The 22,599-nt window shown below is 66.0% G+C and carries 20 protein-coding genes and 3 pseudogenes; 8 read left to right on the top strand and 15 right to left on the bottom strand.

Annotated elements, in window-relative coordinates:
- The first annotated feature begins 120 nt into the window (after positions 1 to 120).
- Positions 121 to 1,014 carry an SMP-30/gluconolactonase/LRE family protein gene (locus JOF55_RS05145; RefSeq protein ID WP_310270352.1) on the top strand — a complete coding sequence of 298 codons (894 nt, stop codon included), beginning with the start codon at positions 121 to 123 and terminating at the stop codon, positions 1,012 to 1,014.
- Positions 1,015 to 1,316: 302 nt separating this feature from the next.
- Here JOF55_RS05145 and JOF55_RS05140 read toward each other — a convergent pair whose 3' ends face one another.
- Complete coding sequence (locus JOF55_RS05140) at positions 1,317 to 2,546, bottom strand: IS4 family transposase (protein ID WP_310270347.1); 1,230 nt, start codon at positions 2,544 to 2,546, stop codon at positions 1,317 to 1,319.
- A 207-nt stretch (positions 2,547 to 2,753) separates the two neighbouring features.
- On the opposite strand from JOF55_RS05140, the gene JOF55_RS05135 reads away from it, so the two are divergent.
- Complete coding sequence (locus JOF55_RS05135; RefSeq protein ID WP_310270345.1) at positions 2,754 to 3,044, top strand: hypothetical protein; 291 nt, start codon at positions 2,754 to 2,756, stop codon at positions 3,042 to 3,044.
- A 199-nt stretch (positions 3,045 to 3,243) separates the two neighbouring features.
- Here JOF55_RS05135 and JOF55_RS05130 read toward each other — a convergent pair whose 3' ends face one another.
- The 5 genes and pseudogenes from JOF55_RS05130 to JOF55_RS05110 form a co-directional block, all read right to left on the bottom strand.
- A complete protein-coding gene (locus tag JOF55_RS05130; protein WP_310270343.1) occupies positions 3,244 to 3,873 on the bottom strand; it encodes a hypothetical protein in 630 nt (209 codons plus the stop codon).
- Positions 3,874 to 4,110: 237 nt separating this feature from the next.
- A pseudogene (locus JOF55_RS05125) lies at positions 4,111 to 4,571 on the bottom strand (MBL fold metallo-hydrolase).
- A gap of 14 nt (positions 4,572 to 4,585) precedes the next feature.
- Positions 4,586 to 5,164, bottom strand: a pseudogene (locus JOF55_RS24385) (alcohol dehydrogenase catalytic domain-containing protein); the annotation flags it as partial.
- Between the two features lie 64 nt (positions 5,165 to 5,228).
- A complete protein-coding gene (locus JOF55_RS05115) occupies positions 5,229 to 6,266 on the bottom strand; it encodes an NADH:ubiquinone reductase (Na(+)-transporting) subunit F (RefSeq protein WP_310270336.1) in 1,038 nt (345 codons plus the stop codon).
- Positions 6,267 to 6,328: 62 nt separating this feature from the next.
- Positions 6,329 to 7,543 (bottom strand): cytochrome P450, encoded by a 1,215-nt coding sequence (locus tag JOF55_RS05110; protein WP_374727396.1) that lies wholly within the window; start codon positions 7,541 to 7,543, stop codon positions 6,329 to 6,331.
- 306 nt (positions 7,544 to 7,849) lie between these two features.
- Here JOF55_RS05110 and JOF55_RS05105 point away from each other — a divergent pair, with 306 nt between their 5' ends.
- Together JOF55_RS05105 and JOF55_RS05100 are read left to right on the top strand one after the other, a co-directional pair.
- Positions 7,850 to 8,773 carry an AraC family transcriptional regulator gene (locus JOF55_RS05105; RefSeq protein ID WP_374727395.1) on the top strand — a complete coding sequence of 308 codons (924 nt, stop codon included), beginning with the start codon at positions 7,850 to 7,852 and terminating at the stop codon, positions 8,771 to 8,773.
- Between the two features lie 175 nt (positions 8,774 to 8,948).
- Positions 8,949 to 9,167, top strand: a complete 219-nt coding sequence (locus tag JOF55_RS05100; RefSeq protein WP_310270326.1) for a hypothetical protein — start codon at positions 8,949 to 8,951, stop codon at positions 9,165 to 9,167.
- Here JOF55_RS05100 and JOF55_RS05095 read toward each other — a convergent pair.
- Entirely contained in the window at positions 9,131 to 9,643 is a 513-nt protein-coding gene (locus tag JOF55_RS05095) for a hypothetical protein (protein ID WP_310270323.1), read from the bottom strand. The genes JOF55_RS05100 and JOF55_RS05095 overlap by 37 nt on opposite strands.
- Before the next feature lie 144 nt (positions 9,644 to 9,787).
- A pseudogene (locus tag JOF55_RS05090) lies at positions 9,788 to 9,989 on the bottom strand (IS5/IS1182 family transposase); the annotation flags it as partial.
- 452 nt (positions 9,990 to 10,441) lie between these two features.
- Between JOF55_RS05090 and JOF55_RS05085 the strand changes: the two are divergent.
- The gene (locus JOF55_RS05085; protein WP_310270321.1) at positions 10,442 to 11,392 is read left to right on the top strand and encodes a thermonuclease family protein; all 951 of its coding nucleotides are present in this window, start codon (positions 10,442 to 10,444) and stop codon (positions 11,390 to 11,392) included.
- A 52-nt stretch (positions 11,393 to 11,444) separates the two neighbouring features.
- On the opposite strand, the gene JOF55_RS05080 is transcribed toward JOF55_RS05085, so the two are convergent.
- Together JOF55_RS05080 and JOF55_RS05075 are read right to left on the bottom strand one after the other, a co-directional pair.
- The gene (locus JOF55_RS05080; protein WP_310270318.1) at positions 11,445 to 12,218 is read right to left on the bottom strand and encodes a helix-hairpin-helix domain-containing protein; all 774 of its coding nucleotides are present in this window, start codon (positions 12,216 to 12,218) and stop codon (positions 11,445 to 11,447) included.
- A 787-nt stretch (positions 12,219 to 13,005) separates the two neighbouring features.
- On the bottom strand, positions 13,006 to 13,686 hold the full coding sequence (locus JOF55_RS05075; RefSeq protein WP_310270316.1) for a DNA-3-methyladenine glycosylase I: 681 nt from the start codon (positions 13,684 to 13,686) through the stop codon (positions 13,006 to 13,008).
- Positions 13,687 to 14,006: 320 nt separating this feature from the next.
- Here JOF55_RS05075 and JOF55_RS05070 point away from each other — a divergent pair, with 320 nt between their 5' ends.
- Positions 14,007 to 15,179, top strand: a complete 1,173-nt coding sequence (locus JOF55_RS05070; protein ID WP_310270313.1) for a DUF2267 domain-containing protein — start codon at positions 14,007 to 14,009, stop codon at positions 15,177 to 15,179.
- Between the two features lie 96 nt (positions 15,180 to 15,275).
- Here the strand turns inward: JOF55_RS05070 and JOF55_RS05065 are convergent, their stop codons facing one another.
- Positions 15,276 to 16,205 (bottom strand): oxygenase MpaB family protein, encoded by a 930-nt coding sequence (locus tag JOF55_RS05065; RefSeq protein ID WP_310270310.1) that lies wholly within the window; start codon positions 16,203 to 16,205, stop codon positions 15,276 to 15,278.
- A gap of 165 nt (positions 16,206 to 16,370) precedes the next feature.
- Here JOF55_RS05065 and JOF55_RS05060 point away from each other — a divergent pair, with 165 nt between their 5' ends.
- Complete coding sequence (locus tag JOF55_RS05060) at positions 16,371 to 17,237, top strand: IclR family transcriptional regulator (RefSeq protein ID WP_310270307.1); 867 nt, start codon at positions 16,371 to 16,373, stop codon at positions 17,235 to 17,237.
- A gap of 58 nt (positions 17,238 to 17,295) precedes the next feature.
- Here the strand turns inward: JOF55_RS05060 and JOF55_RS05055 are convergent, their stop codons facing one another.
- The 4 genes from JOF55_RS05055 to JOF55_RS05040 form a co-directional block, all read right to left on the bottom strand.
- A complete protein-coding gene (locus tag JOF55_RS05055) occupies positions 17,296 to 18,471 on the bottom strand; it encodes a 4-hydroxybenzoate 3-monooxygenase (protein WP_310270304.1) in 1,176 nt (391 codons plus the stop codon).
- Between the two features lie 166 nt (positions 18,472 to 18,637).
- Complete coding sequence (locus JOF55_RS05050) at positions 18,638 to 19,330, bottom strand: DUF429 domain-containing protein (RefSeq protein ID WP_310270302.1); 693 nt, start codon at positions 19,328 to 19,330, stop codon at positions 18,638 to 18,640.
- A 91-nt stretch (positions 19,331 to 19,421) separates the two neighbouring features.
- Entirely contained in the window at positions 19,422 to 20,408 is a 987-nt protein-coding gene (locus JOF55_RS05045) for an Acg family FMN-binding oxidoreductase (protein ID WP_310270300.1), read from the bottom strand.
- 56 nt (positions 20,409 to 20,464) lie between these two features.
- Positions 20,465 to 21,376: a Rieske (2Fe-2S) protein gene (locus tag JOF55_RS05040; RefSeq protein ID WP_310270299.1), complete on the bottom strand. Its 912-nt coding sequence runs from the start codon at positions 21,374 to 21,376 to the stop codon at positions 20,465 to 20,467.
- 232 nt (positions 21,377 to 21,608) lie between these two features.
- On the opposite strand from JOF55_RS05040, the gene JOF55_RS05035 reads away from it, so the two are divergent.
- Entirely contained in the window at positions 21,609 to 22,559 is a 951-nt protein-coding gene (locus JOF55_RS05035; RefSeq protein ID WP_310270297.1) for a bile acid:sodium symporter family protein, read from the top strand.
- Positions 22,560 to 22,599 lie beyond the last annotated feature (40 nt).

The following is a 22,599-nucleotide window of genomic DNA, read 5'->3' as shown; positions in this document are numbered from 1 at the left end:
CCGCCAGCCCGTACAGGCCAATACGAGTAATGCCGCTACCCGCCGAGATCCGCTTTCATGAACTGAGCCATCGAACGAGTCCCCTACTCACTGCGCCGCGCACCGCCCAATGGAGAATGCATGAGTCGCGAGATCAATACCGTTGTCACTGAACTCTCTTACCTGGAGTGTCCTCGTTGGCATGACCAGCGGATATGGTTTGCCGACTTTTACACCTACCGTGTGTACTCAGCCGCAGAGGACGGCAGCGACCTCCGGGTTGAAGCCGAAGTTCCCCAGCAGCCCTCCGGGCTGGGATGGCTTCCGGATGGTCGGCTGTTGGTGATCTCGATGCGTGACGCACGTCTGCTGCGGCGTGAGTTCGATGGCAGCCTTGTAACCCACGCCGACTTGGCCGGCTATGTCAACGGGCACCTCAATGACATGGTCGTCGATTCCCACGGCAGAGCCTTCATCGGTGAATTCGGCTTCGACCTCATGGGGGGCGCACCTCTCGAGCCAGCCAGTCTACTGCGCGCCGATCCCGACGGAACCGTCAACGAGGTTGCAGACGGCATGTGGTTTCCCAACGGCAGTGTAATCACTGACGATGGTGTACTCTTGGTCTGCGAGACATTTGGTAATCGTGTTACTGCCTTCGACATTACCGACGATGGCGCACTAACCAACCGCCGCACCTGGGCTCAGTTCGGGAATCCGCCCACTGAACGGGACCTCGAGAAACTGCTCGCCCAAGTAGCCGTTGGTTCCGACGGATGTTGTGTGGACGAAGAAGGAGCGCTCTGGATTGCCGACGCCGTGGGCGGTCGGGTCCTCCGAGCACACCAAGGCGGCGAGATCGACGAGGAAATCCAGACCGGCACCGGTGTTTTCGCCTGCATGCTCGGCGGGGCCGACGGCCGCACATTGTTCCTCTGCGCCGCACCCGATTTCCATGAGGAGAACCGCAAGCACGCGCGCGAGGCCAGTCTGCTGACAACCCGCGTCGATACTCCCCATGCGGGACTTCCATAGGGCTGGACCGTAAGGCGGTGCCACCAGACCTACTTCTCCGGCTACCGCCAGCCGCAGCCGGAGAAGTAGGTCTGGTCCTCACTGTGGGTCGACATACTACGGCTAGGGGCAATACCGCTTACTTTGGTGGTTTTCGGCGTTGTGGGGCCGGTTTGGTGGCGGTGACGATGGTGATCGTGATGTTGGGTGGGGGTGGGTCTCGGTGGTGGGCGCGTTTGAGGTGCCAGTTGGCCATTTTGCGTTTGACCACGCGGGGGTTGGAACGACGTCGGCGGGGCGGCAGCGGATGGCGTAGCAGTTCCTTACGGGTGCACCGTAGTGCTCGCATCAGGCGGTTCGGGGGAAAAAGCCGCCTGGTCGGTGACCTGGCGGCGGACCACGCGCAGCGTGCGCAGAAACGAGATCCGGTCGGGATCGGTCTCGGCGCTGGCGGCGGTGTCGTGCATCAGGCCGCGCAGGGCGTGGTGGGTCAGTAGGAAACCGTAGAGTTCCTGTTCGACCCCGTCGGGGTGTTGCGAGCGCAGGATCAGGTTGGGCCCGCCTTGGTGGGTTTTGAGTTCGTCCAGGGCGGTTTCGATCTCCCACCGTTGGGCATACAGGGCGGCCAGTTCGGCAGCGGGAGCCTGCTCCGGGTCGAGCAGGCTGGTCACCAGCCGGTAGACCGTCGCGGCCTCGCCGAGGGTGAACTCGACCACCCGCACGGTGGCCGGGTCGGCCCGCCGGTTTTTGTCCCGGGCGGCCACGATTTCGGACAGATACGAGCCGTCGTCGAACTGGCGGGTTACGGGCAGCACCGCGCTGGACCGGGCTCGCCACAGCAGGTCGGCCCCGGTGGCTGTGGTGGCCCGCCAGGCGTCGAAGCTCAACAAGGCCCGGTCGGCCAGCAGCAGCATGTCCGGTGCCAGGGCGGGCCACAACTTCGGGACCAGTTTGGACTCGGTCGTCGTCAGCGGCGCCGACGTGGCGGTGAAGATCGCGTGCGTGCCGCACTCGGCCAGCGCGACCACGCGGGCCTGCGGATAGGCACTCACTCCGTCGCCGCGGGAACTGCCCGGCCGACCGAAGTAGTCCCCGTTGGCCGGAGTGTCGGCCAGATCGAACGTGGTGCCGTCCACGGCAACCAGTCGGTGGCCGCGATACCACGCCCCCGCCGTGGCCGCGGTAGCCACCGGAGTAGCCACCCGCTCGAACAACGCGGCCACCGGCTCGGCACCCAGCCGGGCCCGGGCTCGCGACAGCGCCGCCGTCGTCGGCGCCTGCCACTGAGCCTGCCAGTGCCGTGTCCAGGCCAACCCATTGGTCAACAAGCGAGTGACCTCTTCATAGCCTTCCTGACGAAACAGGCACATCGCCAGCACGAAATACACCACCACCCGCGCCGGCAACAGCCGTTTGCGCTGCTCCACCCGCCCCGTGGCAGCCAGCACCTCGTCCACCAACTCCGGCGGAAACGCCCGCGTGAGCACCCCAATCGCAATCCGATCCGGCAACCGCTCCCGCGACGACGACGTCACCTGACCAGGCCTGGGCATGAACACACACTACCAGCCACACCCAACCTAAATCAGCGGTATTGCGTCTAGGGGACATCCTCTACCTGGCATCAGCCTCGGTAAACACTGGGTCGGGGAGCGCAGCAAAGCCTGTTTGCCAGGCGGCACGGTGTCGGTTGCGTGCCTAGTTGCTACGGAGGCACGAGCACAGCCGTTGCTGTCAGTCCTCGCCGTTAGCCTCCGCGTATGGCTACCGACTCGATCACGTCCGTGACCAAGTCCCACCGTGTGCGCCTGCGCATCGTTGCGACTGCCCAATTCGACCATCCTGACCACTGGACTGATCAACTTTCATTGATCAAGAGCACTGGCGCCAGCTTCGATGGCCGAGAAGCCTGGTACCTGTGGCGGGATGCCGGGAATCTGTCGAGCGAGCAGCTCAACCCCTTATGGAAGGCTGTTGAAAAGTACGGGACCAACGTGAGCAGCGATGCCGTGGCGCAGGAAGCCGCCCCAAGCACGAGTGAGGAGCCCTGACCTTCGCGGCTCCTGTGACGTTGTCGATGCTGGCTTGGAGTACCTACTGCAGGGCTGCATCGTCGGCCTCATCTTTGTGCGGCTGAGCCGCCGAGCCCGTGAGGACGTTGCTGAGATGGTCGTCAGGCCAGTCGAGGTGGATCGCCGATGGTGGCCGAGGAGACACGCGAGGCGGCGTTGTTGCAAGGGGGGCAGACGACTACCAACGGGTCGGGTCGTTATCGAGTGGAGAACTCAACGCGCGGTGGAATGTCGAGTACAAGTCCTCGAACGATGCTTCGATGGCCCCATGCGTCCGGAGCCCAGCGAGGCCGATCCTTGATTGGTCGCCTACCGACTCGTTCAACTTTGAGGTGGCCATGACAAGGAACGTCCATTGGTCGAGATTCAATGGGTCGACGGTGGCCTTGTCGGTGTGGTGCAGCAGGCAGAAGACGTATGCATCCGCCTGTCTACGGCGTTCGGTCGAGTACGAGTTCGTTTCGGCATACCAGCCGTAGGTGGGGGCAATGCCGAAGGTGATCTGCGACGGGCGCTCCTGTACCCAGGTCTGAAGGTAGGCCGCGGACTTGACCTCGACTCTGATCCCTTCCGGTGTGATCAGGTCGACGGCATCCCACTCCCTCCTCACGCGGCCGTCCACCCCGCCGAGAGCGAGCGCGACGATGTATTCCGCGAGCGTCCCGCGTAACGTGTTGCTCAGGAGATCCGATGAAGCCCAGCGCCAAAAGTCGGCGAGGTGCGCGCCGTAGTTCCGAACTTGGGATGTGAGTGGCTCTCGTCCGGTCTTTGGCGTCACGCTCGTAGCCTGGTACTCGATCTCGACCATGCCAACTGTGTAACAGCTGGAAGCGCCTACGCGGTATGTGTCGGGTGGTGGTTGCCGTCCTGAACGCCCGGGTGCAACGTCAGAGCGGCGAGCTAGCGTGGCATCAATCGTGGCATGAAACGGAGTCAACAAGGGTGGCCACAGCGGGGTAGCGGGGTCCACGGTGTGGCCGTCGTCGCTGGTCGTGGTGGGTGTCGGTGCTGGTGAGATGCCTTGTAAGCAGCATGCCGAGAGCTGCTATCGAGATTTGACCCACTCGTCCAAGAGCGGTTTTTCGGTTCCGATGGTGGTCGAGTCACCGTGGCCAGGAAGCGCTCTGGTCTCCTCGGGCAGTGTCAGTGGCGAGCGCTGATCGAGCTGTTGATCGCGATGAAGTCGGAGTAGGAGCCGACCGGTCGCTCCTGGTCCTCCGGAGAAGAGGGTGTCGCCGGTGAGAAGACCGCACCGAGCTGCGGTGCGCGCAGACACACGGCGCCGGGTGCGACGCGCACATGATCGTCGTGAGCGTGAGTCGCCACAATGGCTCGAGTACGGCGACCGGCGACCAGCTTCCGGATCGCGTCCACGTCGTGCGGAGCATCGAGCACGACACACTCCCCGTCGTCGCCGACGACCCACACGTTGTTGTCCACCTCGAAGGTTTGGCCATCCGGGGAAAACGTTCCCGATGTCGTGGCGTGGTCGATGCGGGCGGACATCACAGCATCACCACCGAACGCAGCACCTCGCCGTACCAGCTGGACTTCAACGCACCACCCCGAGCGAATACGTCCAGCAGAGGCAGCTCCAGTTGCACCTCGGGAGTGGGTGAACACCCACCAGTACCATCGTTCCGGCCAGGTGGGCGCCGGCTATAGCACCAGTCCCGACGCAGCCGCAGCCGATGATCGCCACCGAGTCACCACGGGTGACCTGACCAGTGTTGATCGTCGATCCGATCCCGGCCATGACCCCGCAGCCGAGCAGCCCGGCCACCGCGGGCCGCGCGGTCGGATCGACCCTGGCGCACTGCCCGGAGTGCACCAGGGCGCGTTCGGCAAACGCGCCGATGCCCAACGTCGGCGACAGCGGCGTGCCGTCCAGGGGCATCGGCTGGGTGGCCTCGTGTCCGAGCAGGGAACGGAAACTCGTCGTTGATTCCACCCTCGCGGTAGTGCAAGATCCGTATGGCAGACCCCGCAGGTCTGCACCCGCACCACGGTCTCCCCGGTCCGGGGTCAGGAACATGGATCGTGACGACATCGACTGGCTCGCCTTTGGCCATGGCGACGACAGCACGTGTCTCGATCATTGTTTTCCTGTCAAAAGAACTGATTCGTCGTGGTGATGCGTGAAAGAGTGGGAGCTTGAGGCCATCAGCTCACTGCGGCAGCGGTGTGCGAGGCATCGAGGAACTCCTCCCGGAAAATTTTGCGGGGAGCCATGCGCCGTCGCTTGAGCGCCCTTACCCCGGCTTCCACCATGGGCGGCGGGCCGCACAGGTAGGCGCTGAGCCCCTTGCACGAGGTGAAGTCCTCCAGCACCGCATCGGTGACCATGCCTGTTGCGCCGTTCCACTCCTCCTCGCTGAGGCAGGGCCGGTAGGTGAACTGCTCGTACTGCTGTTCCAGCCGGTGGAAGAACTCCATGTCGTAGAGGTCCTGGCGGGTGCGGCCGCCTTGATAGAGGTACAGCTGTGGCGCCAGTTCATCGGCGAGCGCGTGCTGCACGATCGACTTCAGGGGAGCCAGACCGGTTCCGCCGGCGATCAGGATGGCCGGCTCTTCCTGCGGGGTGTTCATGCCGAAGTCTCCGAGGGGGCCCTTGAGCTCGACACGATCTCCTCGCTGCATTTCCCGGAACATCCAACCGTCGGTGGCGATACCGTCCGGGGTGCGCTTGATGTGGAACTCCAGCCGGTCGGTCTGTGACGGTGGGTTGGCCATGGAGTACTGCCTTGCCACGTCGGTGCCCGGCACCTTGATCTCGGCGTACTGCCCGGCGTTGAAGTTCATCGGATCGTCGAGTTCGACGACCAGTCGGCGGATGTCGCGTGCGATGTCGTCGAGTGTCACCACGGTGCCGATGACGTCCTTGAGCGGATGGCGTACCACACCGTCGTCGGGATCGAGCTGTTCGACCGGCTCCAGCATCAGGTTCGAGCGCGGTGTGGCCTGACAGCCCAGCGCGATGCCGGCGTCCCGCTCCTCGAGCGTGAGCGTGTACTCCGAGGAGCCGCGGTGATCGATTTCGCCTTCCAGTACTTTCATCTTGCAGGTGCCGCAGGTGCCCTGAGTGCACGAGTGCGGCAGCCAGATGCCCTCCCGCAGGAACGACTCGAGAACGGGCTGATCGTCAGGACAGGACGTGGACTTTTCCAGCGTGCTGATCCGGATCTCGTGGGTATCGCTCATCGGTGCGTCCTTTCTGTCCGGTGATGCCGGGGTCCGGTGTGCCACCGCTCGGCCGTCGACCGTCACACTTCCCACTCGACGGGCACTTCCAGCGGGCTACGAAAGCCCCATCCCCAGTAGTCCGTCTCGGAGTCGGTATTGGACTCGAGGTTGGGGATGGCCTCGAACAGCTCTTCCAGGCCGATCCGGACGACCTCGGTGGCGAAGTAGGTGCCCGCGCAGGCATGCTTGCCCGCACCGAAGGCCAGGTTCGGGATCGGCGTGCGGTCCAGGTCGTACCGGGACGGATCGTCGTAGTCGCTCTCGTCGTGATTGGCCGAGCCGTAGGACATCATCACCACCGAGCCGGCCGGCAGCTCGACGCCGTCGATGGTCAGGTCCTTGGTGCTGCGCCGTGCGGTGGCCGACCAGATGGGCGAGGTCCAGCGCACGGCTTCGGTGATCGCCCGACGGATCAGCGAGGGGTCGTCGATCACCCGCTCCAATTGATCCGGACGGGTGAGCAGCCCGGCGATGGTGGAGGCCATCGCGTGGCCCGGTTCCTGCATCGCGCCGAGCAGATACACGAACACGTTCGGGTAGATGGTCTCCCGGTCGCGCACCTGCCCTTCGGGCATGCCGTCGTGCAACCAGTGGGACAGCGCACTGTCGTCGGGTTCGACCGTCCACTTGTCCAGCAGCGGGTCGAGGATCTCGCGGATCTCGGCCTTGGCCTCGTCACCGGGGATGAACCCGTCCGGATTGGCGAAGTTGCCGTCGGCGTCCACTCCCGCGTTGGTGAACGACACGTTGAGCTTGCGGAACCACTCCCGCAGCTTGTCCGAGCTCACCGACTGCAGCCCCATCAGATCGCCGAGGCTGCGGACACTGACTGGTTCGCAGAACTGGGCGACCAGATCAGCGTGGCCGTCGTTCTCGAACTGCTCGAGGTAGCGACGCGCGATGGGTCGTGCCAGGCCGTCGACGTAACGGTCGACCTGGCTGGGCTGCAGGCCGGGATCGACCATGGCGCGCAGCTCGTCGTGCTGCTCGCCGTTGGCGTCGAGCACCGCCGGATCCCCGAAGGTGCGCCTGCCCGCCGGGGCGATGATGCCTTCGAAGTCCCCGTCGTCAGCGCCGGCGATGCGCTTGCACATCTCCTTGGTCGAAGCCACGTAACAACCGAGTGCCGGGACGTAGGCCAGCGGCGCTTCTTTGCGCAGGCGCTCGTAGAACGGATACGGGTTCTGCTCGAGCTCCTCCATCGTGATGTCGGCGATCCAGTCCGGGCTCGTCATGGTCATGGACCTGCTCCCTTGGTAGTGCGTGGCACGACCGTGCCTGGCAGAGGCACCATCGAGCTGATCAGCAGTGGTAACCGCTATGCGGTAGCTGGAAGAAGACCACGTGGCCTCATCGGCCGTCGATCCGGCGAGCGCGGGCAAGGTACAAAAAGCGCGGTGAACTATGGTCTGGCTCTCAGGACATCTTTTGGTGACGGGTGTCACGCGGTTGAATGCTGCTGAGGCGATGGAAACGGAGCGCGGAAGCTTGGGGTGAGAGGAGGCGAGGTAGTGAGCACGTCCCCCGAGGTCATCAGCGCGATGGACACGCACGACTGGAACGAGGCTGCCCGGGCGGTCTCGGGTGCCTACTTCCCGCACGAGCTGAAACTGCTTTCGCCTGCGGACCACCTCGATCTTTCGATGCGTACTGCCGATCTGGGTTCCGTGACGGTCGGTCGGATCGGCTGGGGCGCCGAGGTCGCCATCGACTGTGACTACCCGGACGCCTACGAGGTGAACATGCCGATGGCGGGACTCCTCGAGTCAGCGCACAAAGGAGAGAAAGTCGTCTCCGGTGAGGGGGAAGGCACGATCTTCTCGCCGAACATCGCAACCCCTATTACCCGCTGGTCTCAGGATTGCACGGTCGTCGGGGTGAAGTTTGATCGCTTCGGCCTCGAGCGAGAGATGGAACGAGTGCTGGCCTCCCCGGTGCACCGCAAGGTCGAAGTGCCTTCTCATATCGATCCCCGGATAGCGGCAACCAGAAGCTGGATGCACTTCGTGCGGATGCTCTCCAACGACCTGCCGCACATGCGGGACCTACTGAGCAGCGATCTGATGAAGAAGCAGGTCTCCAGCACCATCACAACCGGGTTCATCCTCGCGGTCACTCCGGACCTCGAAACCACGCCGCCCGCTCGTCCACGCATCGTCAATCGGGTGCTCGATCAGATGCACGACGACCCGGCTCGACCGTGGACGGTCGCTGACATGGCCGAAGTCGCCGAGGTGAGCGTGCGGCGTCTCCAGGAAGGGTTCCAGCAGTATGTCGGCATGACCCCGGTGGTCTGCCTCAGGAACATCCGTCTCGCGCACGCTCACGAAGACCTGACGAAGGCCAACGATTCGACAACCGTCGCCGAGGTCGCGGCGCGATGGGGATTCACGCACACCGGGAGGTTTGCCGCAGCGTACCGGAGCAAGTACGGCATGTCGCCCTCCGAGTCCCTGCACTCATGACGCGCTGAAATCGGTCGTTGGATGTCTATCCCATGAGGTCGGATATGGGCCGTGGTCGCAGTGCACCGACTCCGCGCCGCTCGCCAAGCGGAGGGTGTGGACGTGCTCTTCGATCAGCGCCCGTGGCCACTGGAATTGGTCAACGGTCGAGGAATCCCCCCGGGGCATCGTGCCCGTGGAGACGGCGGTCCTGGCCAACCCCGAGCCGGGACTCTTCGGTGCCTTCGACACGGATGCTTGGCCGTCGACCTCGATGCCGGCTTTTGAACTGATCGCCGCAGCTCGCCGGGTACAGGGTGTGCGGGCTGCGGAAGAGGTCGACTACCAGGTGCGGCTGCTCGAGCGGACGGCGGCACGCTATGGTGCCTTCGATGGTTGCCACCATCGGGCGTAGTCGGCCAGGACCTGGTCCAGCGGGTAGCGCCGGTGTCCGGCGAGGTGCCGGTCGAGCAGCTCGGCGTCGTGTGGGGTGAGTTTGGCCAGGGGTCGGCGCAGCCGGATACTCCAGTGCTCTTCCGCGCCCTCGAAAAGGCCGAGCTCGGGCACGAGGGGTGCCAGCTCGACGCCGTCCGACCACGCCGTGGCTTCGGCGATGTGCAGGTCGCATCCCGCCGGGAAGCGGCGACCACCGAGTTCCACGGGCTCCTCCAGCTCGGCCACCGCCGAGCGCACCTCACCGCAGGCGATCACCCGTCCCCGGTCCCGGGTGGGATTACCGAAACATCCCCGCGTGGTGTAGACGAAGAGCCGGTCACCCGCCGTGAGAGCGCGTATCTCGGCACGCTTGAAGTCGGGAAAGGCCATCCGTTGTTCGGTGAGCACCCATCCGAGCGCCTCCCGATCACCGATGATGAGCAGGTAGTCGGCCATGCTGCCAGCGTAGAGCCCGGACAAGACCGTGAAGGGGATGGCCATGATGTCGGTCGATCTCCGAAGTAGCACTCCGCCGGCTGCCGAGTGGTTTCCACAGTGGTGCTCCGGCAGTAGGAGTTATTTGCGGCGTCGGGTGGTGGGTCAGGTCGGCCGGCGGTAGTGGGTGCGGGCGCGTTGGATGAGACGACGCACGGTGATCAGGGCGGCGGCGAGGTAGAGGTAGAAATCGACAATGGCGCCGTCGCGGTCGGTGATTCGGCGGTGTTTGCCGAAGTTGTTCGTCCAGGAGTGCAGCCGTCCCACGATCAGGCGCGGGTCCTGCCTGGATCGGTGCTCTGTCACCGGTCAGCACGCGCCACGCGGGTGCGAGTGCACTCAATGCCCGGCAGCTCTGCGACGCGGCCGTACCGGCCCGTGAACGAGTGCCGGGAGGTTGGTCTATTTCGCGAGAAATTGACCTACCCGAGCCCGGACCCGAACCCGAGTGGCCACGTCCGTGGGGCGAGCCGAACGGTCCGAGCCTGCTGGAGGACAGGCGTCGACTTGCTGAGAGGAATCCGCAGGCCGACCCGTGCCCAACAGAGCCATCGGTACGAGCTCCGAACGCTTCACCAATTTTGTGGATGCGTCCACGCCGGAGCTGTGACACAAATTCCTGTGGTCGTCGTGTTGGATCCCGTGCCGGTCTCGGTGGCCTTTCCCGTTGTGGTCATCGTGGGAGCACCACTTCGGCATGCAAGTCCCGAAGGATCCGCGTATCCCGAAGTTTCTCATCGAGGTGGGATCACCGAAGCCATGGAAGCGCTGAGCGCGCTGCTCGGGCTCGTCGCTTTTGCGGTGATGGTCTGGGCTGTGGTTTTTGCAGTACGCCGCATCCGGCGCCGACGCAGAGGCGTCATCAAGGGGTTCCTGGCGCGGCTGGGAATGGGAATCGCGGTGCTCATCGTGGCCGGGGCGGTGGCCCCGCCCGTGCCGCCTTCCCCACCTGCTGATCAGGCGCAGTCGGCCCCGAGCAACACCGGATCACCGTCGACGACCGCCTCCCGGCCGCCCTCCATGACGCCGGAGACCCCGGTACCGGAAGGTGTGCCGGAGGAAGCACAGCAGGCCATGGTCCGGCGGATCGTGGATGGTGACACCGTGGAGTTGGCCGCGCTCGCGGCAGGCACCGCACTGGCCGGTACGTCCCCGGTCGAGGTGCGGCTGTTGGAGATCGATACTCCGGAGACTCGGGACCCTTCCGAGCCGGTGCAGTGCTACGGCCGGGAAGCCGCCGCTCATCTCACCGAACTCATTCCTGTGGGCAGCACGGTATGGGTGCAGCGTGACGAGGAACTGAAAGACCAGTACGACCGGTACCTGCTGTACCTGTGGAACGCCGAGGGGACTTTCGTCAATCTGGAGATGGTTCGAGGCGGCTTCGCCGAAGCCGAGCTCTACCAGCCCAACGACAAGTACTGGGACAGGATCAGCGCAGCCGAAGTGGATGCCCGAAGCGCCGGCGAGAACCTCTGGGGTGTCTGCGCCCCTCGCGGACAGCCGGAAAGCACCTCCGAGTCGGAGGCCGAACCGGAGCCGCAACCCGAGCCACGATCGAAGACGGACAGCGGCGCGGGAGCCTACCTCTTCCCACCGCCTCCGCCGGACAAGGATTGCTCGCAAGTCTCGGCGAACAACTTCCGGGTCCGTCCGGGAGACCCACATCGGTTCGACAGCAATGGCGATGGTATCGGCTGCGAAGGCTGAACGGTTGACACGGACGAATGCGTGGTCGGTGAACCTTGAGTCTCGGTTCGGTTCAGGTGGCGATGAGGACCGCGCGGTCGCGGATCACTTCCCAAGTATGCATGGGCATTTCGGCGAGTACCAGGAGTTCGTCGATGTTGGAGAGTCCGCTGCCGTGGTGCTCGCGGGCAGTCACGATCGCGTCGGCGTCGGCGGGATCGAGTTCGCAGATGTGGGCGATCACGGCCGCCGGTGCGCTGTTGAGGTCGACCAGGCCTCCGTCGTCGTAGGTGCGGGCCAGGTCCGGGCGGCCGATGCGCAGTTCACGGGCCATCAGCGGATCCTCGGCGGCCAGCTCGCGGGCCTGGTCACGGCGAGCGCGGGCGGCCAGGATCCCGGCGACCGCAGGATTGGATGCGGCTTCGGCGTCCGCCCTGGTGCGGGTACGAGCACTGCCCGCAGGGAACAGGGTCCGGCGCAGCGACCATTGCTGCACTACGGCGGTAATCATCATCGCGACCGCCATCAGAGCCATCAGCGTGCTCAGCAGCCCGCTTGTGGTGCCGATGGGATCTCCCTGCGCAGTGCTCGGAGTGACCGCGACGAGAATCACCACCAGCACGGCCAGGCCTGCGTAGATCGCGGCGCGGCGCCCCAGCGCGGCACTGCGCATCCTGATGGCGGCATGCACGAACGGCACCCACGCCAACAGTCCGGCCGTGACCAGCGTCAGTGCGAGGGAGCCTCCGAACCATACCCACCCACTGAGTGCTGCACCGATCGATCTCGGCTTTCCCGGCACAGGATTCGAACCCGATGTCGTGGACTTGCCGCCCCTGGAGCTCATCTACATCAACTTCCCGTGTGAGAACTGCTCGATCATCGTCGCCGCGACCGGTGCTGCCCCGTGTTCCCCGGTTCGAGCCTGTGTCAGTGCGGCAGCCGCCTCATTCGCCGACATGGCCCTACCCGTCGGGTTTCTTCGCACAGCGCTTTCCTGAACGCCTGAACAGAGGACTGCCCAGTAACGTTAGCCAGCCTCCAGGCGGAGGAACCGCCACCTTACCGACTTGTTATGCAAGCGATTCCCGCCGATATCTCCGCACAGGACGCGGACCTTCTCGACGCCCGGGATTTCGGTGCCTTGGACCCGAATCGCCCCGGGATGTCCGGAAGCTCCGCTGCGCCCTCTTGGTACCGAGGCACGGATATTTGCGCGCCTGTGCGAAGCCTCTACTCGCATCCGACGCCGTCGCCATCGAGCCGGTACGGATCGTCCCCGGAGACGCTGATCGGCCCGTCGAGATCGGCACAGTCCAGGTCGGATGGCGGTGGCGGCACACACGGGTCGTAGCCGGGAGCGCAGTCACCGGTCGGCTCCGACGTTTCGGGTGGTGGCTTGGGTGCGGGGGTTGGCGTAAGCGGTCCCGGCTCGCTCGTCGTCGGCCCGCCCGGAGATGGCGCTGCCGGAGATGGTCTCCCCGGAGGAGGTTCCCGCCGGTTACGCGGTCGGCGCAGCATTTTTCGAGCGCATGGTGCCCACTGCTCAACAGGAGGTGGTAGGCGGCGGAGGATGGGCAACGGATTGTGGGCCGAGTTCGGATCGGGAGGTCGCGATGGAGATCGCGGAACTGCTACGACGTGGTCCTGCTCGACGACGTGGTCCAGATCCCGGAGGAACCGCGACGATGGCTGTCGACGAGGTGGGTGTCGATCATGCCGACCGCTTCCATGAGGGCGAACATCGTAGTGGGGCCGACGAAGGAGAAGCCCTTCTTGCGCAGTGCCTTCGACAGGGCGATGGATTCGGGTGAGGTCGTGGGGACTTCCGCGACCGTGCGTGGCGCGGGGGTGGTCTCGGGTTGGAAGGACCAGAGGAAGGCATCCAGTCCGCCCTCCCGGCGCAGCGCGATCGTGGCTTGCGCGTTGTTGATCGTCGCCCGGATCTTCGAGCGGTTGCGCACGATCGCGGGGTTGGCCAGGAGCCGTTCCACATCGGCTTCGGCGTAGGCCGCCACCGTATCGGGATCGAAGCCATCGAAGGCCTCGCGGAAGGCGGGACGTTTGCGCAGGATCGTTGCCCACGACAGGCCGGCTTGGAAACCTTCGAGGCTGATGCGTTCGTACAGTGCCTGCTCTCCGCGGACGGGCATGCCCCACTCGGTGTCGTAGTAGTCCCGGAGCAGCGGATCGACCGCCGCCCACGGCGGCCTGGCGAACCCGTCGTCGCACACCACCGCCCCCGAGGAGCCGGGGTGGGCCGAACCCTCGTGTCGGGGTTCGCCGGTTCGGTAATCCTCGGTCGGGTGGTTCATCTGCTGCCTTCCGTGATTGCTGTGGTTGTGCCGGTGCACGTGGTCGCTGCTGATCGTAGGAGGACAGCGCAGGGCGGACACCGCCCGGCGCCGCGTTGTGGCCATCGACCGGCATTGCCTGCGCTGCTGGGCGTGATGGCTACGGCATTGTGGGTACACCGCGGAGCAGGCCGGTGGTCGGGCTCGCCGGAGTGTCGAGACCTGCTGCTTGTGGCGGTATCGCACTACCGGGCACGGGTGTGCCCACCGGTATCGGCTTGTGTCGCGCCCGCCCGGCGGGCAGTCGCTTTTTTCGATGCGTGAGGGAGAGGGCCACCGCGATGTCCGACGATAGTGCCGAATCCGCAGGTGAGCGCACCGTGACGGTGGGGCTGGTGGCCGATCCCGGTCTTCCCTTGGAGATCGCGCAGCGCGTGTCCGAAGAACTCCCCGAGATACTGTCCCGGCAAGTCAACAACCAGGTCGATTGGAAATTGTCCGTCCTCTGTGAGGATCTGGGTCTCGACGCTCATGACCGAGTGCCGATCCTGGGCATCGCGCGCAGGAAGATGCCCGACGAAGGGTGGGATCTCATGGTCTGCCTGACCGACCTCCCCCGGATCAACGGCAACCGCCCGATCATCGCCGACATCAGCAGTGCTCAGGGGGTGGCGTTGGCTTCGCTGCCCGCCATCGGGTGGATGCGTGCGCAGCACCACGTGCGGGACACGATCGTGCACCTCCTCGGCATTCTGGCCCGGGGGACGCTGAACCTGGGGACCGGTCACGACAAGCAGCACGAGATTCATCATCATGTCCGGCGCCGGTCGACCGAGTGGGTTTCCCCGGTGCGGCAGGTGCCCGCTCCCAGTGATCAGGACATCGATGTGTACCTGGCTTTGACCGGTGGGCGGGGCCGGATGCGGTTGCTGTTCGGGATGGTGCGCGACAACCGGCCGTGGCGTCTCATCCCCAGCTTGTCCAGAGCCTTCGCCGCGGCTACGGCCACGGCGGCGTTCGGCGTTTTCTACTCCAGTATCTGGCGGATGGCCGACGCGCTCAGTTCGGCGCGCTTGTTCGTGATCAGCCTCTTCGCGATCATGATCATGGTCCTGTGGCTCATCGCCTACAACAGTCTGTGGGAACGTTCGCGGAGTGAAGCCGAGCGGGGCAAGGCCGTGCTGTACAACGCCGCGACCGTGCTCACCCTCTTTCTGGGTGTGGCCGGCATGTACATCCTGTTGTTCGCGGTCACGTTGCTGGCGGCCATCGCCGTGATCGCTGCGGGCTATTTACGGATCCGCCTCGGGCATCCGGTCGGCATAGTCGACTACATCTCCCTGGTGTGGCTGTCCAGTTCGATGGGCACCGTCGCCGGTGCACTGGGATCCAGCCTGGAAACCGAAGGCTCCGTGCTCGAGGCGACCTACAGCAGACGGGAGCAGCAGCGCCGCGCCCGACTCCGCGAACGCGAGGAGCAGGAGCAGGAGCAGGAGCAGGAGCGGTCCGAGTAGCCTCCGGAAACGCTGCCGCTGTCGAGGTCACCGCGTGCTCTTGTGGTTCCTCGACAGCGGTGCTGCCCGGATTCGGCCGGGAAGGGAGCACGAGAATCACGGTGGCGAGCCGGGGGTCTCGCCAACGGTACGGGCGTCCCGGGTGGGTTGGGGGCCGTGCTCGGGAAGAGGGCAGCCTGCGGGAAAGGTGCCGATCCGGTCGATGTCGTAGCCGTCCGGATAGCTGCGGATCGTGGGCAATTGGCGGGCGTACAGCGGTTGGGTGCGCGGCGGCAGAAACCGCACGAATCGCCCGCGAAGCCACAGCGCACCCCGGGAGAGCATGCGCATGAGCGGCGAGGGTCGTGGATAGTCGAACGCGCGGAGCAGTGCATCGTCCATCAGTGCCATGGCGAAGCGGCGCATCAGCCAGGCGGGCGCATGATGCTGGGGTGGCAACGTCGTCATCAGCGCCAGGGTGGAGTCGGCCACGGCGCGCGCGCCGGGATCGTAGCCGAAGTGCTCGGCCTCGTAAGCATCCATCAGCTCGGCGAATTCCCGGTGGGTCTCCGGGATGTCGCGGATGTTCATGTGGCGGCCGAGCTCGCGATAGTAGTTCGCGCTTGCGATGCGCTCGGTTTCGGTGAACGGCCGCCACCCGTAGGCGTCCATCCAACGGATCGGAGTGACCACGAACGTGCACAGCACGTACCGCATCTCGTCGTTGGAGATCGAGTACGCACGATGCATCCGATTCATCCGACGGATCGCGGAGCGGCCGGTGTCACTGGTGAAGCCGTGTTCGAGCACCGCGTCGAGGATCAGCCCGGTGTCGTCATAGCGTTTCCGGGTGCGCTCGGTGAACTCGCCGGTCCTGGCCAGCAGTGCACCGATCCCGGGCACCGCGTACGTGCGATACAGCGCGAAGCTCAACGACTGGTTCATGTCCCACGGAAATTCGTGGGCGACCACGATCCGGTATATCTCGTGGAAGTCGTGTTCGGGATCCATCGATTCGATCCGGTCCCGCCACTCGTACCGCTGCATCGGTCCACCCGCCTGCTCCTCGCTGTGCAGTGCACACCGAAAATCGCAATTCGTGCTGCGAAACACACCATGTTGCGAAACACGCCGTACCGTGAAACACACCATACTGGACGGTATGGTATCGAATCGATGGGTTGAACTGCACCGATATGAACGGAGCCCGTGATGGCCGGAGGTGGGGGCGGTGATTCGGCCGCGAGCGGCAAGGAAGCGCCCACCGTGGCGACCCGGTTGTTCCGCATCCTCGATGCTTTTTCCCCGGAGCGTCCGGCTCTGACGTTGTCCGCGATCAGTCGCCACAGCGGTCTGGCGCTGACCACCACGCACCGGCTCGTCGGCGAACTCGCAGGCTGGGGTGCTTTGGAGCGAGACTCCGAGGGGAAGTACCGGATCGGCTTGCGGATGTACGAACTCGCCGCGCTCGCGCCACGAGGGATTCTCCTGCGCGAAGTGGCCATGCCGTTCCTCGGGGACCTCTACGAAGCCACCCACCAGAACGTGCAACTGGGTGTGCTCGACGGACTCGATGTGGTTTTCGTCGAACGTCTTTCGGGCCGGGAGGCGGTCCAGGTGGTCTCCCGGGTGGGAGGCAGGCTCCCCCTGCACACCACCGGTGTCGGTCTGGTGCTTCTTGCGCATGCCGACCAGGCGGTGCAGGAAGCGGTGCTGGAGGCTCCGCTCAAGCGGTTCACGCACAAGACGATCTCCACATCGCAGCAGTTGCGTCGTGCGCTTGCCGAGGTGCGCAGGAACGGTTTCGCCATCAGCGACGGCCAGATCGAGCTGACGAACCTGTCCGTGGCCGCGCCCGTCCACGACGAGACGGACACGGTCATTGCCGCGCTCTCCGTCGTCGTGCCTTCTCAGGGGTCCGACCCGAGGACGCTGATTCCGGCGGTGCGAGCCGCTGCACGGGGGATTTCCCGTGCGCTGGGGTCACCGCGGGCTCTCGCGCTGCCCGCCTCGGCCCGGCGCGAGGCTGCCGCCCCCACCTCCCCGGGCTCTCCGGCCACGAGAAGAATCGCCGAATGAGCCCGCGCCGATCTCCGTCCCGCTGGAGACGGTCGCCCCGCCGGAAGCAGCGGCGTCCTCAGTAGAGGGGGGTGCCGACGTAGTTCTCGGCGAGGAGGGTGCGACCTGCCCGGGAGCGGGTCACGGTGTCCAGTTCCGCGGTCTGGCGCTTGAGGTCGAAGCCACTGGACTGCGGCATGCGGTGCAGCATGGAGGTCATCCACCAGGAGAAGTGCTGGGCACGCCACACGCGTGGGAGCGCGGTGGCGGTGTAGGAGTCGAGCGCGGTGGTTTCTCCCGACTCGAAGAACTCTCCCATGGCTCGGGCCAGGATGTAGACGTCGGCGATGGCGAGGTTCATCCCCTTGGCCCCGGTGGGCGGCACGGTGTGGGCGGCGTCGCCTGCGAGGAACAACCGGCCGTGCTGCATCGGCTCACACACGAAACTGCGGAACGGCAGGATCGACTTCTGGAAGATCGGGCCTTCCTTGAGCTCGACGTCATCCCCGGCCACTCGGGTGTGCAACTCGTTCCAGATCCGGTCGTCGGACCAGTTGTCGACGCTGTCCTCCGGATCGACCTGCAGGTAGAGCCGTTGCACCTCGGGGGAACGGGTGCTGATCAGGGCGAAGCCGTTCTCGTGGTGGGCGTAGATGAGTTCCTCGGACGACGGTGGTGCCTCGACGAGGATGCCGAACCAGGCGAAGGGATACTGGCGGAAGTGGTCCTGGCGCACGTCCGGGCTGGGGATGAGGGGGCGGGTCTGGGTCCGGGAGCCATCGCATCCGCCGACGAGAGCGCAGTGCAGGACCTCCTCGGTGCCGTCGTTGTCGGTGAACCGGATCGTCGGTGTGTCACCGGTGATGTCCTCGACACGAACATCCGACACCCCGAACCGGATCTCCCCGCCGTCGGACAGCCGCTGCTCGATCAGGTCCTTCAGCACCTCGTGCTGCGGGTAGACCGTGACAGCGCGGCCCGTGAGCTCCTCGAAGTCGATGCGGTGTCCTCGGCCGTCGAAGCGCAACTCGATGCCGTGGTGCACGGAACCCACTTGCTTGACACGGTCTCCGATACCGGAGTCGGCCATGAGGTCGACCGTGTTCTGTTCGAGGATGCCGGCACGGATGGTGCCTTCGATCTCCTCGCGGGTCCGGGTGTCGAGAACCACTGATTCGATGCCCCTCAGATGCAGCAGGTGAGCGAGCATCAGACCGGCAGGGCCTGCCCCGACGATCCCGACTTGGGTTTGCATAGGTGCTCCTTCGCCCGACATGCGCAGCGCTTGTGTGACTTACGTCCTGTGACCCCCTCAACAGGGTGATAGCCACTACTGTGCGTTTATGCATTCCCGGGCGACAGCCCCTATTCCGCTCACCGGAAGACCGACTGTGCTGGGAGGAACTCGATCGGGTTTTCGATCAGGCCCGGATCGCGGCGGAGCGGCCGTCGGTGAATTGCTCCGGCGGGTCGGGCAACGACTGTGCGGTGCCTCGGGCGACGCGCTGTGCTGTCCAGGCCGCTGCGGCTGCATCGAGAATGTCGTCGACCGCGGCTTTGGTCCCCGCGGTGCCGAGGTCGCTCGGCAGCGAGACGCCGGCTTCGGTGAGCAGTTCGTGGCGGTGCCGTGCTCCTGTCCATGTGCCCTTGCGGGCGTTGAGCGGAGTTCCCGCCAGCAGAGCGAACGACACCTCCGGATGGACTTCGACGACATGGTGCTGCGTTTGGTCGAGCCACTGCTCGACCTCGTACAACCTGTCCCGGAGGCCGAACGCTTGCACCGAGACCCCCTCACCGGTGATGCCGCGATTGACCTCCTCGGCGGCATCGCGGTCGTCTTTCTCGAGTGCTTTGCGTACCGGCGTGATGTAGACGGAGGAGGACAGTCCGCCGACTGCTTTTCTGGCCAGTTCGTCGGCCTGCCGCCGTTTGTGCTCCGGGAGTCCGATGGGAATGTCGATGGCGACGACGGCGAGGGCGTGTGCCGCACCGGCCTGACTCACCACATCACCGACCGTTTCGGCGAAGTACGCGGTCGGGGCGGTCCCGCCGAGAGCGAGACCGACCCAGCCTGCCTTGCATGCGTCCACCCCGAGTACCTGTGCAACGTCCATGGGGGAATGATGCACGGTGTGCGCCGCTACGCCATTCGAAAGGCGAGCCGATCGGTGGGAGCGACCTCCACGCAGGTCGCCAACGCCCTCGCTATGGGCGGCGTGGCCCCGGCACGGCGGCGGGGTAGCCGAAGCGCATCAGCAACTGCGGTTCTCCCGGCAGGCCGAGCCGCTCGCGTAAGCCGGACCTGACCTCCGTCAGGTGCAGTGGCTGCGTCATCACCGAGGCGACCAGCCCCAAACTCGTCGCGGCCAGCCACGCCAGCTGCATCGCCATGCCCGCGCTGACGTGGTCGTAGTAGTCCTCGGATGCTGTGCTCAGCACCATGAGGGACTCGGTTTCGATCCACGCCGCGAGCCGCTGCTCGTCCGGCACTCGTGTCGCCGAGGTGGTCAGGCCGACCGCGGGTACGCCTTCGGTGCCGAACGCATCGGCAGGTACCCCCTCCCCGGGGGCTACCTCACCCGGAGCACCCACTGTCCACATGGCCAGCTCACGCTGGTAGCTGCGGTCCTTGCGGCGGACTCGGGCGGCGTAGGCCAGTAATTCGGCCACGCTCGGAGCCTCGCCCATCGTCACCCACCGGGGGAACACGGTGGGTGAGGTGGCTGCCGCGAGCAGTGCCTCCCGAGAGAGGTAGGACACCGCCCGGGGTTCGAAGACTCGGCGATAGCTGGTGCGCCGGATGATCGCCCGGTAGCGTTGTCCTTCCGTCGCGTTCGGGGGTTCCCGATGGGAACCGAGCACAGCGGCGATCTCATCGGGCGGGTCCGGGCTGTGCTCCCGTCGAGTCTCCGTCGCCCATCCGAGGTTGCGCACTGCGAGGATGAGATTGGTCAGGGCTGCGCCGCAGGAGAGGCGCCGGTCCCGCCCCTCGGGATCGTGCTGCTCCAACTCCGCGTTCGTGCGTTCGTGCAGCGTGGCCGCCCGGTCCTGCACGGTCAGCGACCAGGGGCGGGTGTTGTGCACCGAGGGTGCGCGGTCGACCGTCCGTTCCAGTGTCGCGATGTCCTCCGAGGTCCACGGTTGCCCGGCAACCGCAGCACCGTGCCGTGGTTTCGTTCTGCGCCAGCGCATCGTCCTTCCCCTCCGGCCGAGGTCCGGGAGAGCACCGTGGGCCTCAGCCCGCTCCTTCAGCGCAGCCGGATGTGGAGGCGGTCGCCGACGACGCGAGTGTGGAAGCCGGGCTGGGTCGCTGTCGCGGGCCCGTGCACCACGCTTCCGTCCGAAACCCGGAAAACGCTGCCGTGCCACGGGCATTCCAGGCACGGTGCACCTCCTCGGCCGAAGGGCCACGAGAGGGTGCCCTGGTGCAGCGGCCCCGAAGCGTGGCTGCACCGGTCGGCGAGTACGTGTGTGTGCTCGCCGTTCCGCAGGATGACGACGGGGACCTCACCCACCATCCGCCGGGTGGGAACCCCGTCGGGCAGCTCGTGAACGTTGCCGACCTCGGTCCATTCCTGCGGCCCGATGTGCCGGACATCCTCGGCCTGGTTGGCCCCATTGGCCTGGTGGTACGACAGGTGCCCCCCGAGCACTCCACCGGCTGCGATGAGGGCGAGGCCGGTCCACCCGGCTGTCACGGCTGCTGTCCGCCGCCCGGTGGCACGCCAGCGCAACGACAGCAGGTAGCTGGTCAGTGCCGCGCTGTTGGCGGTGGCATGGACCAGCCCGGTGCGTTGCTGGTCCGGCTGGGTCTGGACGAAATCGGCCGCACCGGCCAGCGAGGCGGGCAGGCTGGCCAGCACGCCCACCGTGGTCAGCGAATCGGCGACTCGCCGTTCCCCCGGACCGGCGTCGGGAAGCGCATCCACCAGCCCGGCGCAGAGGAACGCCCCGATGGGGGCCTGCACCGCCATCGGATGCAGCGGATGCCCCAGCCACACGCCGTGCAGCAGGTCACGAAGTCGCCTACCCGGAAGCATCGTGGAGACAGCACCGCGCACCGTCTTCGCGGGGTTGTCCAGCCACGACCACTCCGAGATGCGGTCCAGGGCTCGAAACGGTCGCATGACCGGGGAGTTGCCTGCTTTTCGGCTGGGCAAACCGGACGAACGTAGTGGATTCGGTCGGTGGTGCGGTGGTGTGCGTGACCGCCGGAGGGCAGTCCGCGGTGGTGGGTATCGCGAGTACGGTGCCCGTCGCCCTGCCCCGCTCCGCTCCTGCGGCGGGCGTGATCATAGGCTCTTCGGTCGTGTGCTCGGCGAGAAACAACAGCAACCGGATCATCGGCCCGCGCGTGAGCGGGGTCGGTTCGCAGGGTTCGGGGTGCGGCCGATGGTTCTGCTGACTTCCCTGGCTGATCTGGCGGGACGTTGGTTCGCTGCTCTGGTACTGCTCGGCGGCCTCGTCGGACTGTTGGTGTCCGGCCCGGCGGCCGCGCTCGAACCGGCCATCCCCGTGATCCTCGGCGTGATCATGTTCGGGATGGGACTGACCCTGCGGCTCGGCGACTTCGCGATCGTCGTGCGGCGGCCGCAGGCCGTTGTCGTCGGCGTGGTGGCGCAGTTCCTGGTGATGCCGCTGATCGGATGGGCGGTGGGCACCGCGTTCGGGCTCGGGCCCGCGCTGTTGGTGGGCATGGTTCTGGTCGGAGCCAGTCCCGGCGGTACGGCATCCAACGTGGTGGTCTACCTCGCTCGTGGTGATGTGGCGCTGTCGGTGGCGATGACCTCGGTCTCGACCTTGCTCGCCCCCGTGCTGACCCCGGTGCTGGTGCTCTGGCTGGCCGGTTCCGCGCTCCCGGTCGACGCGGTGGGGCTGTTCCTGTCGATCGTGCAGATCGTGCTCATCCCGGTGGTAGCGGGATTGCTGGTGCGCGTGTTCGCGAGCCGGTGGGTGGAGCGACTGCTGCCCGTGCTGCCGCTGGTGTCGGTGACCGGGATCGTGGTCGCCGTCGCGGCCGTGGTGGGCACCAACGTCGACACGCTGCTGGCCTCGGGAGTGCTGCTGGCGCTGGCCGTGGTGGTCCACAACGCGATCGGGCTGGCGTTGGGCTACGGCGCGGCGCGGGCCGTCGGGCTCGACAGGGCAGCCCGCCGCGCCGTCAGCGTGGAGGTCGGCATGCAGAACTCGGGGCTCGCGGCCGGCCTCGCGACGACACATTTCACGCCGTTGGCGGCGCTGCCTGCGGCACTGTTCTCGGTGTGGCACAACATGTCCGGATCCCTGGCCGCGATGTACTGGTCGCGGCGACCGGTGACCGAGCCTGCCGAGGAGCTGCGCTGAACGGCAGCAGGCCGAACGACGGCGGACCGCCCGGGCAACC

The sequence above is a fragment of the Haloactinomyces albus genome, from assembly GCF_031458135.1.
Lineage (GTDB): Bacteria > Actinomycetota > Actinomycetes > Mycobacteriales > Pseudonocardiaceae > Haloactinomyces > Haloactinomyces albus.
This window is presented reverse-complemented; position numbering and strand designations above follow the sequence as displayed.

What these genes read in the sequence shown, in the direction of transcription:
- JOF55_RS05050 (WP_310270302.1), bottom strand. Translation starts at nt 19,330, where the DNA reads ATGGACGTTGCACAGGTACTCGGGGTGGACGCATGCAAGGCAGGCTGG.
- JOF55_RS05110 (WP_374727396.1), bottom strand. Translation starts at nt 7,543, where the DNA reads ATGACGAGCCCGGACTGGATCGCCGACATCACGATGGAGGAGCTCGAG.
- JOF55_RS05105 (WP_374727395.1), top strand. Translation starts at nt 7,850, where the DNA reads ATGGACACGCACGACTGGAACGAGGCTGCCCGGGCGGTCTCGGGTGCC.
- JOF55_RS05060 (WP_310270307.1), top strand. Translation starts at nt 16,371, where the DNA reads ATGGCCGGAGGTGGGGGCGGTGATTCGGCCGCGAGCGGCAAGGAAGCG.
- JOF55_RS05140 (WP_310270347.1), bottom strand. Translation starts at nt 2,546, where the DNA reads ATGCCCAGGCCTGGTCAGGTGACGTCGTCGTCGCGGGAGCGGTTGCCG.
- JOF55_RS05065 (WP_310270310.1), bottom strand. Translation starts at nt 16,205, where the DNA reads ATGCAGCGGTACGAGTGGCGGGACCGGATCGAATCGATGGATCCCGAA.
- JOF55_RS05115 (WP_310270336.1), bottom strand. Translation starts at nt 6,266, where the DNA reads ATGAGCGATACCCACGAGATCCGGATCAGCACGCTGGAAAAGTCCACG.
- JOF55_RS05070 (WP_310270313.1), top strand. Translation starts at nt 14,007, where the DNA reads ATGTCCGACGATAGTGCCGAATCCGCAGGTGAGCGCACCGTGACGGTG.
- JOF55_RS05130 (WP_310270343.1), bottom strand. Translation starts at nt 3,873, where the DNA reads ATGGTCGAGATCGAGTACCAGGCTACGAGCGTGACGCCAAAGACCGGA.
- JOF55_RS05045 (WP_310270300.1), bottom strand. Translation starts at nt 20,408, where the DNA reads ATGCGCTGGCGCAGAACGAAACCACGGCACGGTGCTGCGGTTGCCGGG.
- JOF55_RS05135 (WP_310270345.1), top strand. Translation starts at nt 2,754, where the DNA reads ATGGCTACCGACTCGATCACGTCCGTGACCAAGTCCCACCGTGTGCGC.
- JOF55_RS05145 (WP_310270352.1), top strand. Translation starts at nt 121, where the DNA reads ATGAGTCGCGAGATCAATACCGTTGTCACTGAACTCTCTTACCTGGAG.
- JOF55_RS05095 (WP_310270323.1), bottom strand. Translation starts at nt 9,643, where the DNA reads ATGGCCGACTACCTGCTCATCATCGGTGATCGGGAGGCGCTCGGATGG.
- JOF55_RS05075 (WP_310270316.1), bottom strand. Translation starts at nt 13,686, where the DNA reads ATGAACCACCCGACCGAGGATTACCGAACCGGCGAACCCCGACACGAG.
- JOF55_RS05035 (WP_310270297.1), top strand. Translation starts at nt 21,609, where the DNA reads ATGGTTCTGCTGACTTCCCTGGCTGATCTGGCGGGACGTTGGTTCGCT.
- JOF55_RS05085 (WP_310270321.1), top strand. Translation starts at nt 10,442, where the DNA reads ATGGAAGCGCTGAGCGCGCTGCTCGGGCTCGTCGCTTTTGCGGTGATG.
- JOF55_RS05055 (WP_310270304.1), bottom strand. Translation starts at nt 18,471, where the DNA reads ATGCAAACCCAAGTCGGGATCGTCGGGGCAGGCCCTGCCGGTCTGATG.
- JOF55_RS05080 (WP_310270318.1), bottom strand. Translation starts at nt 12,218, where the DNA reads ATGAGCTCCAGGGGCGGCAAGTCCACGACATCGGGTTCGAATCCTGTG.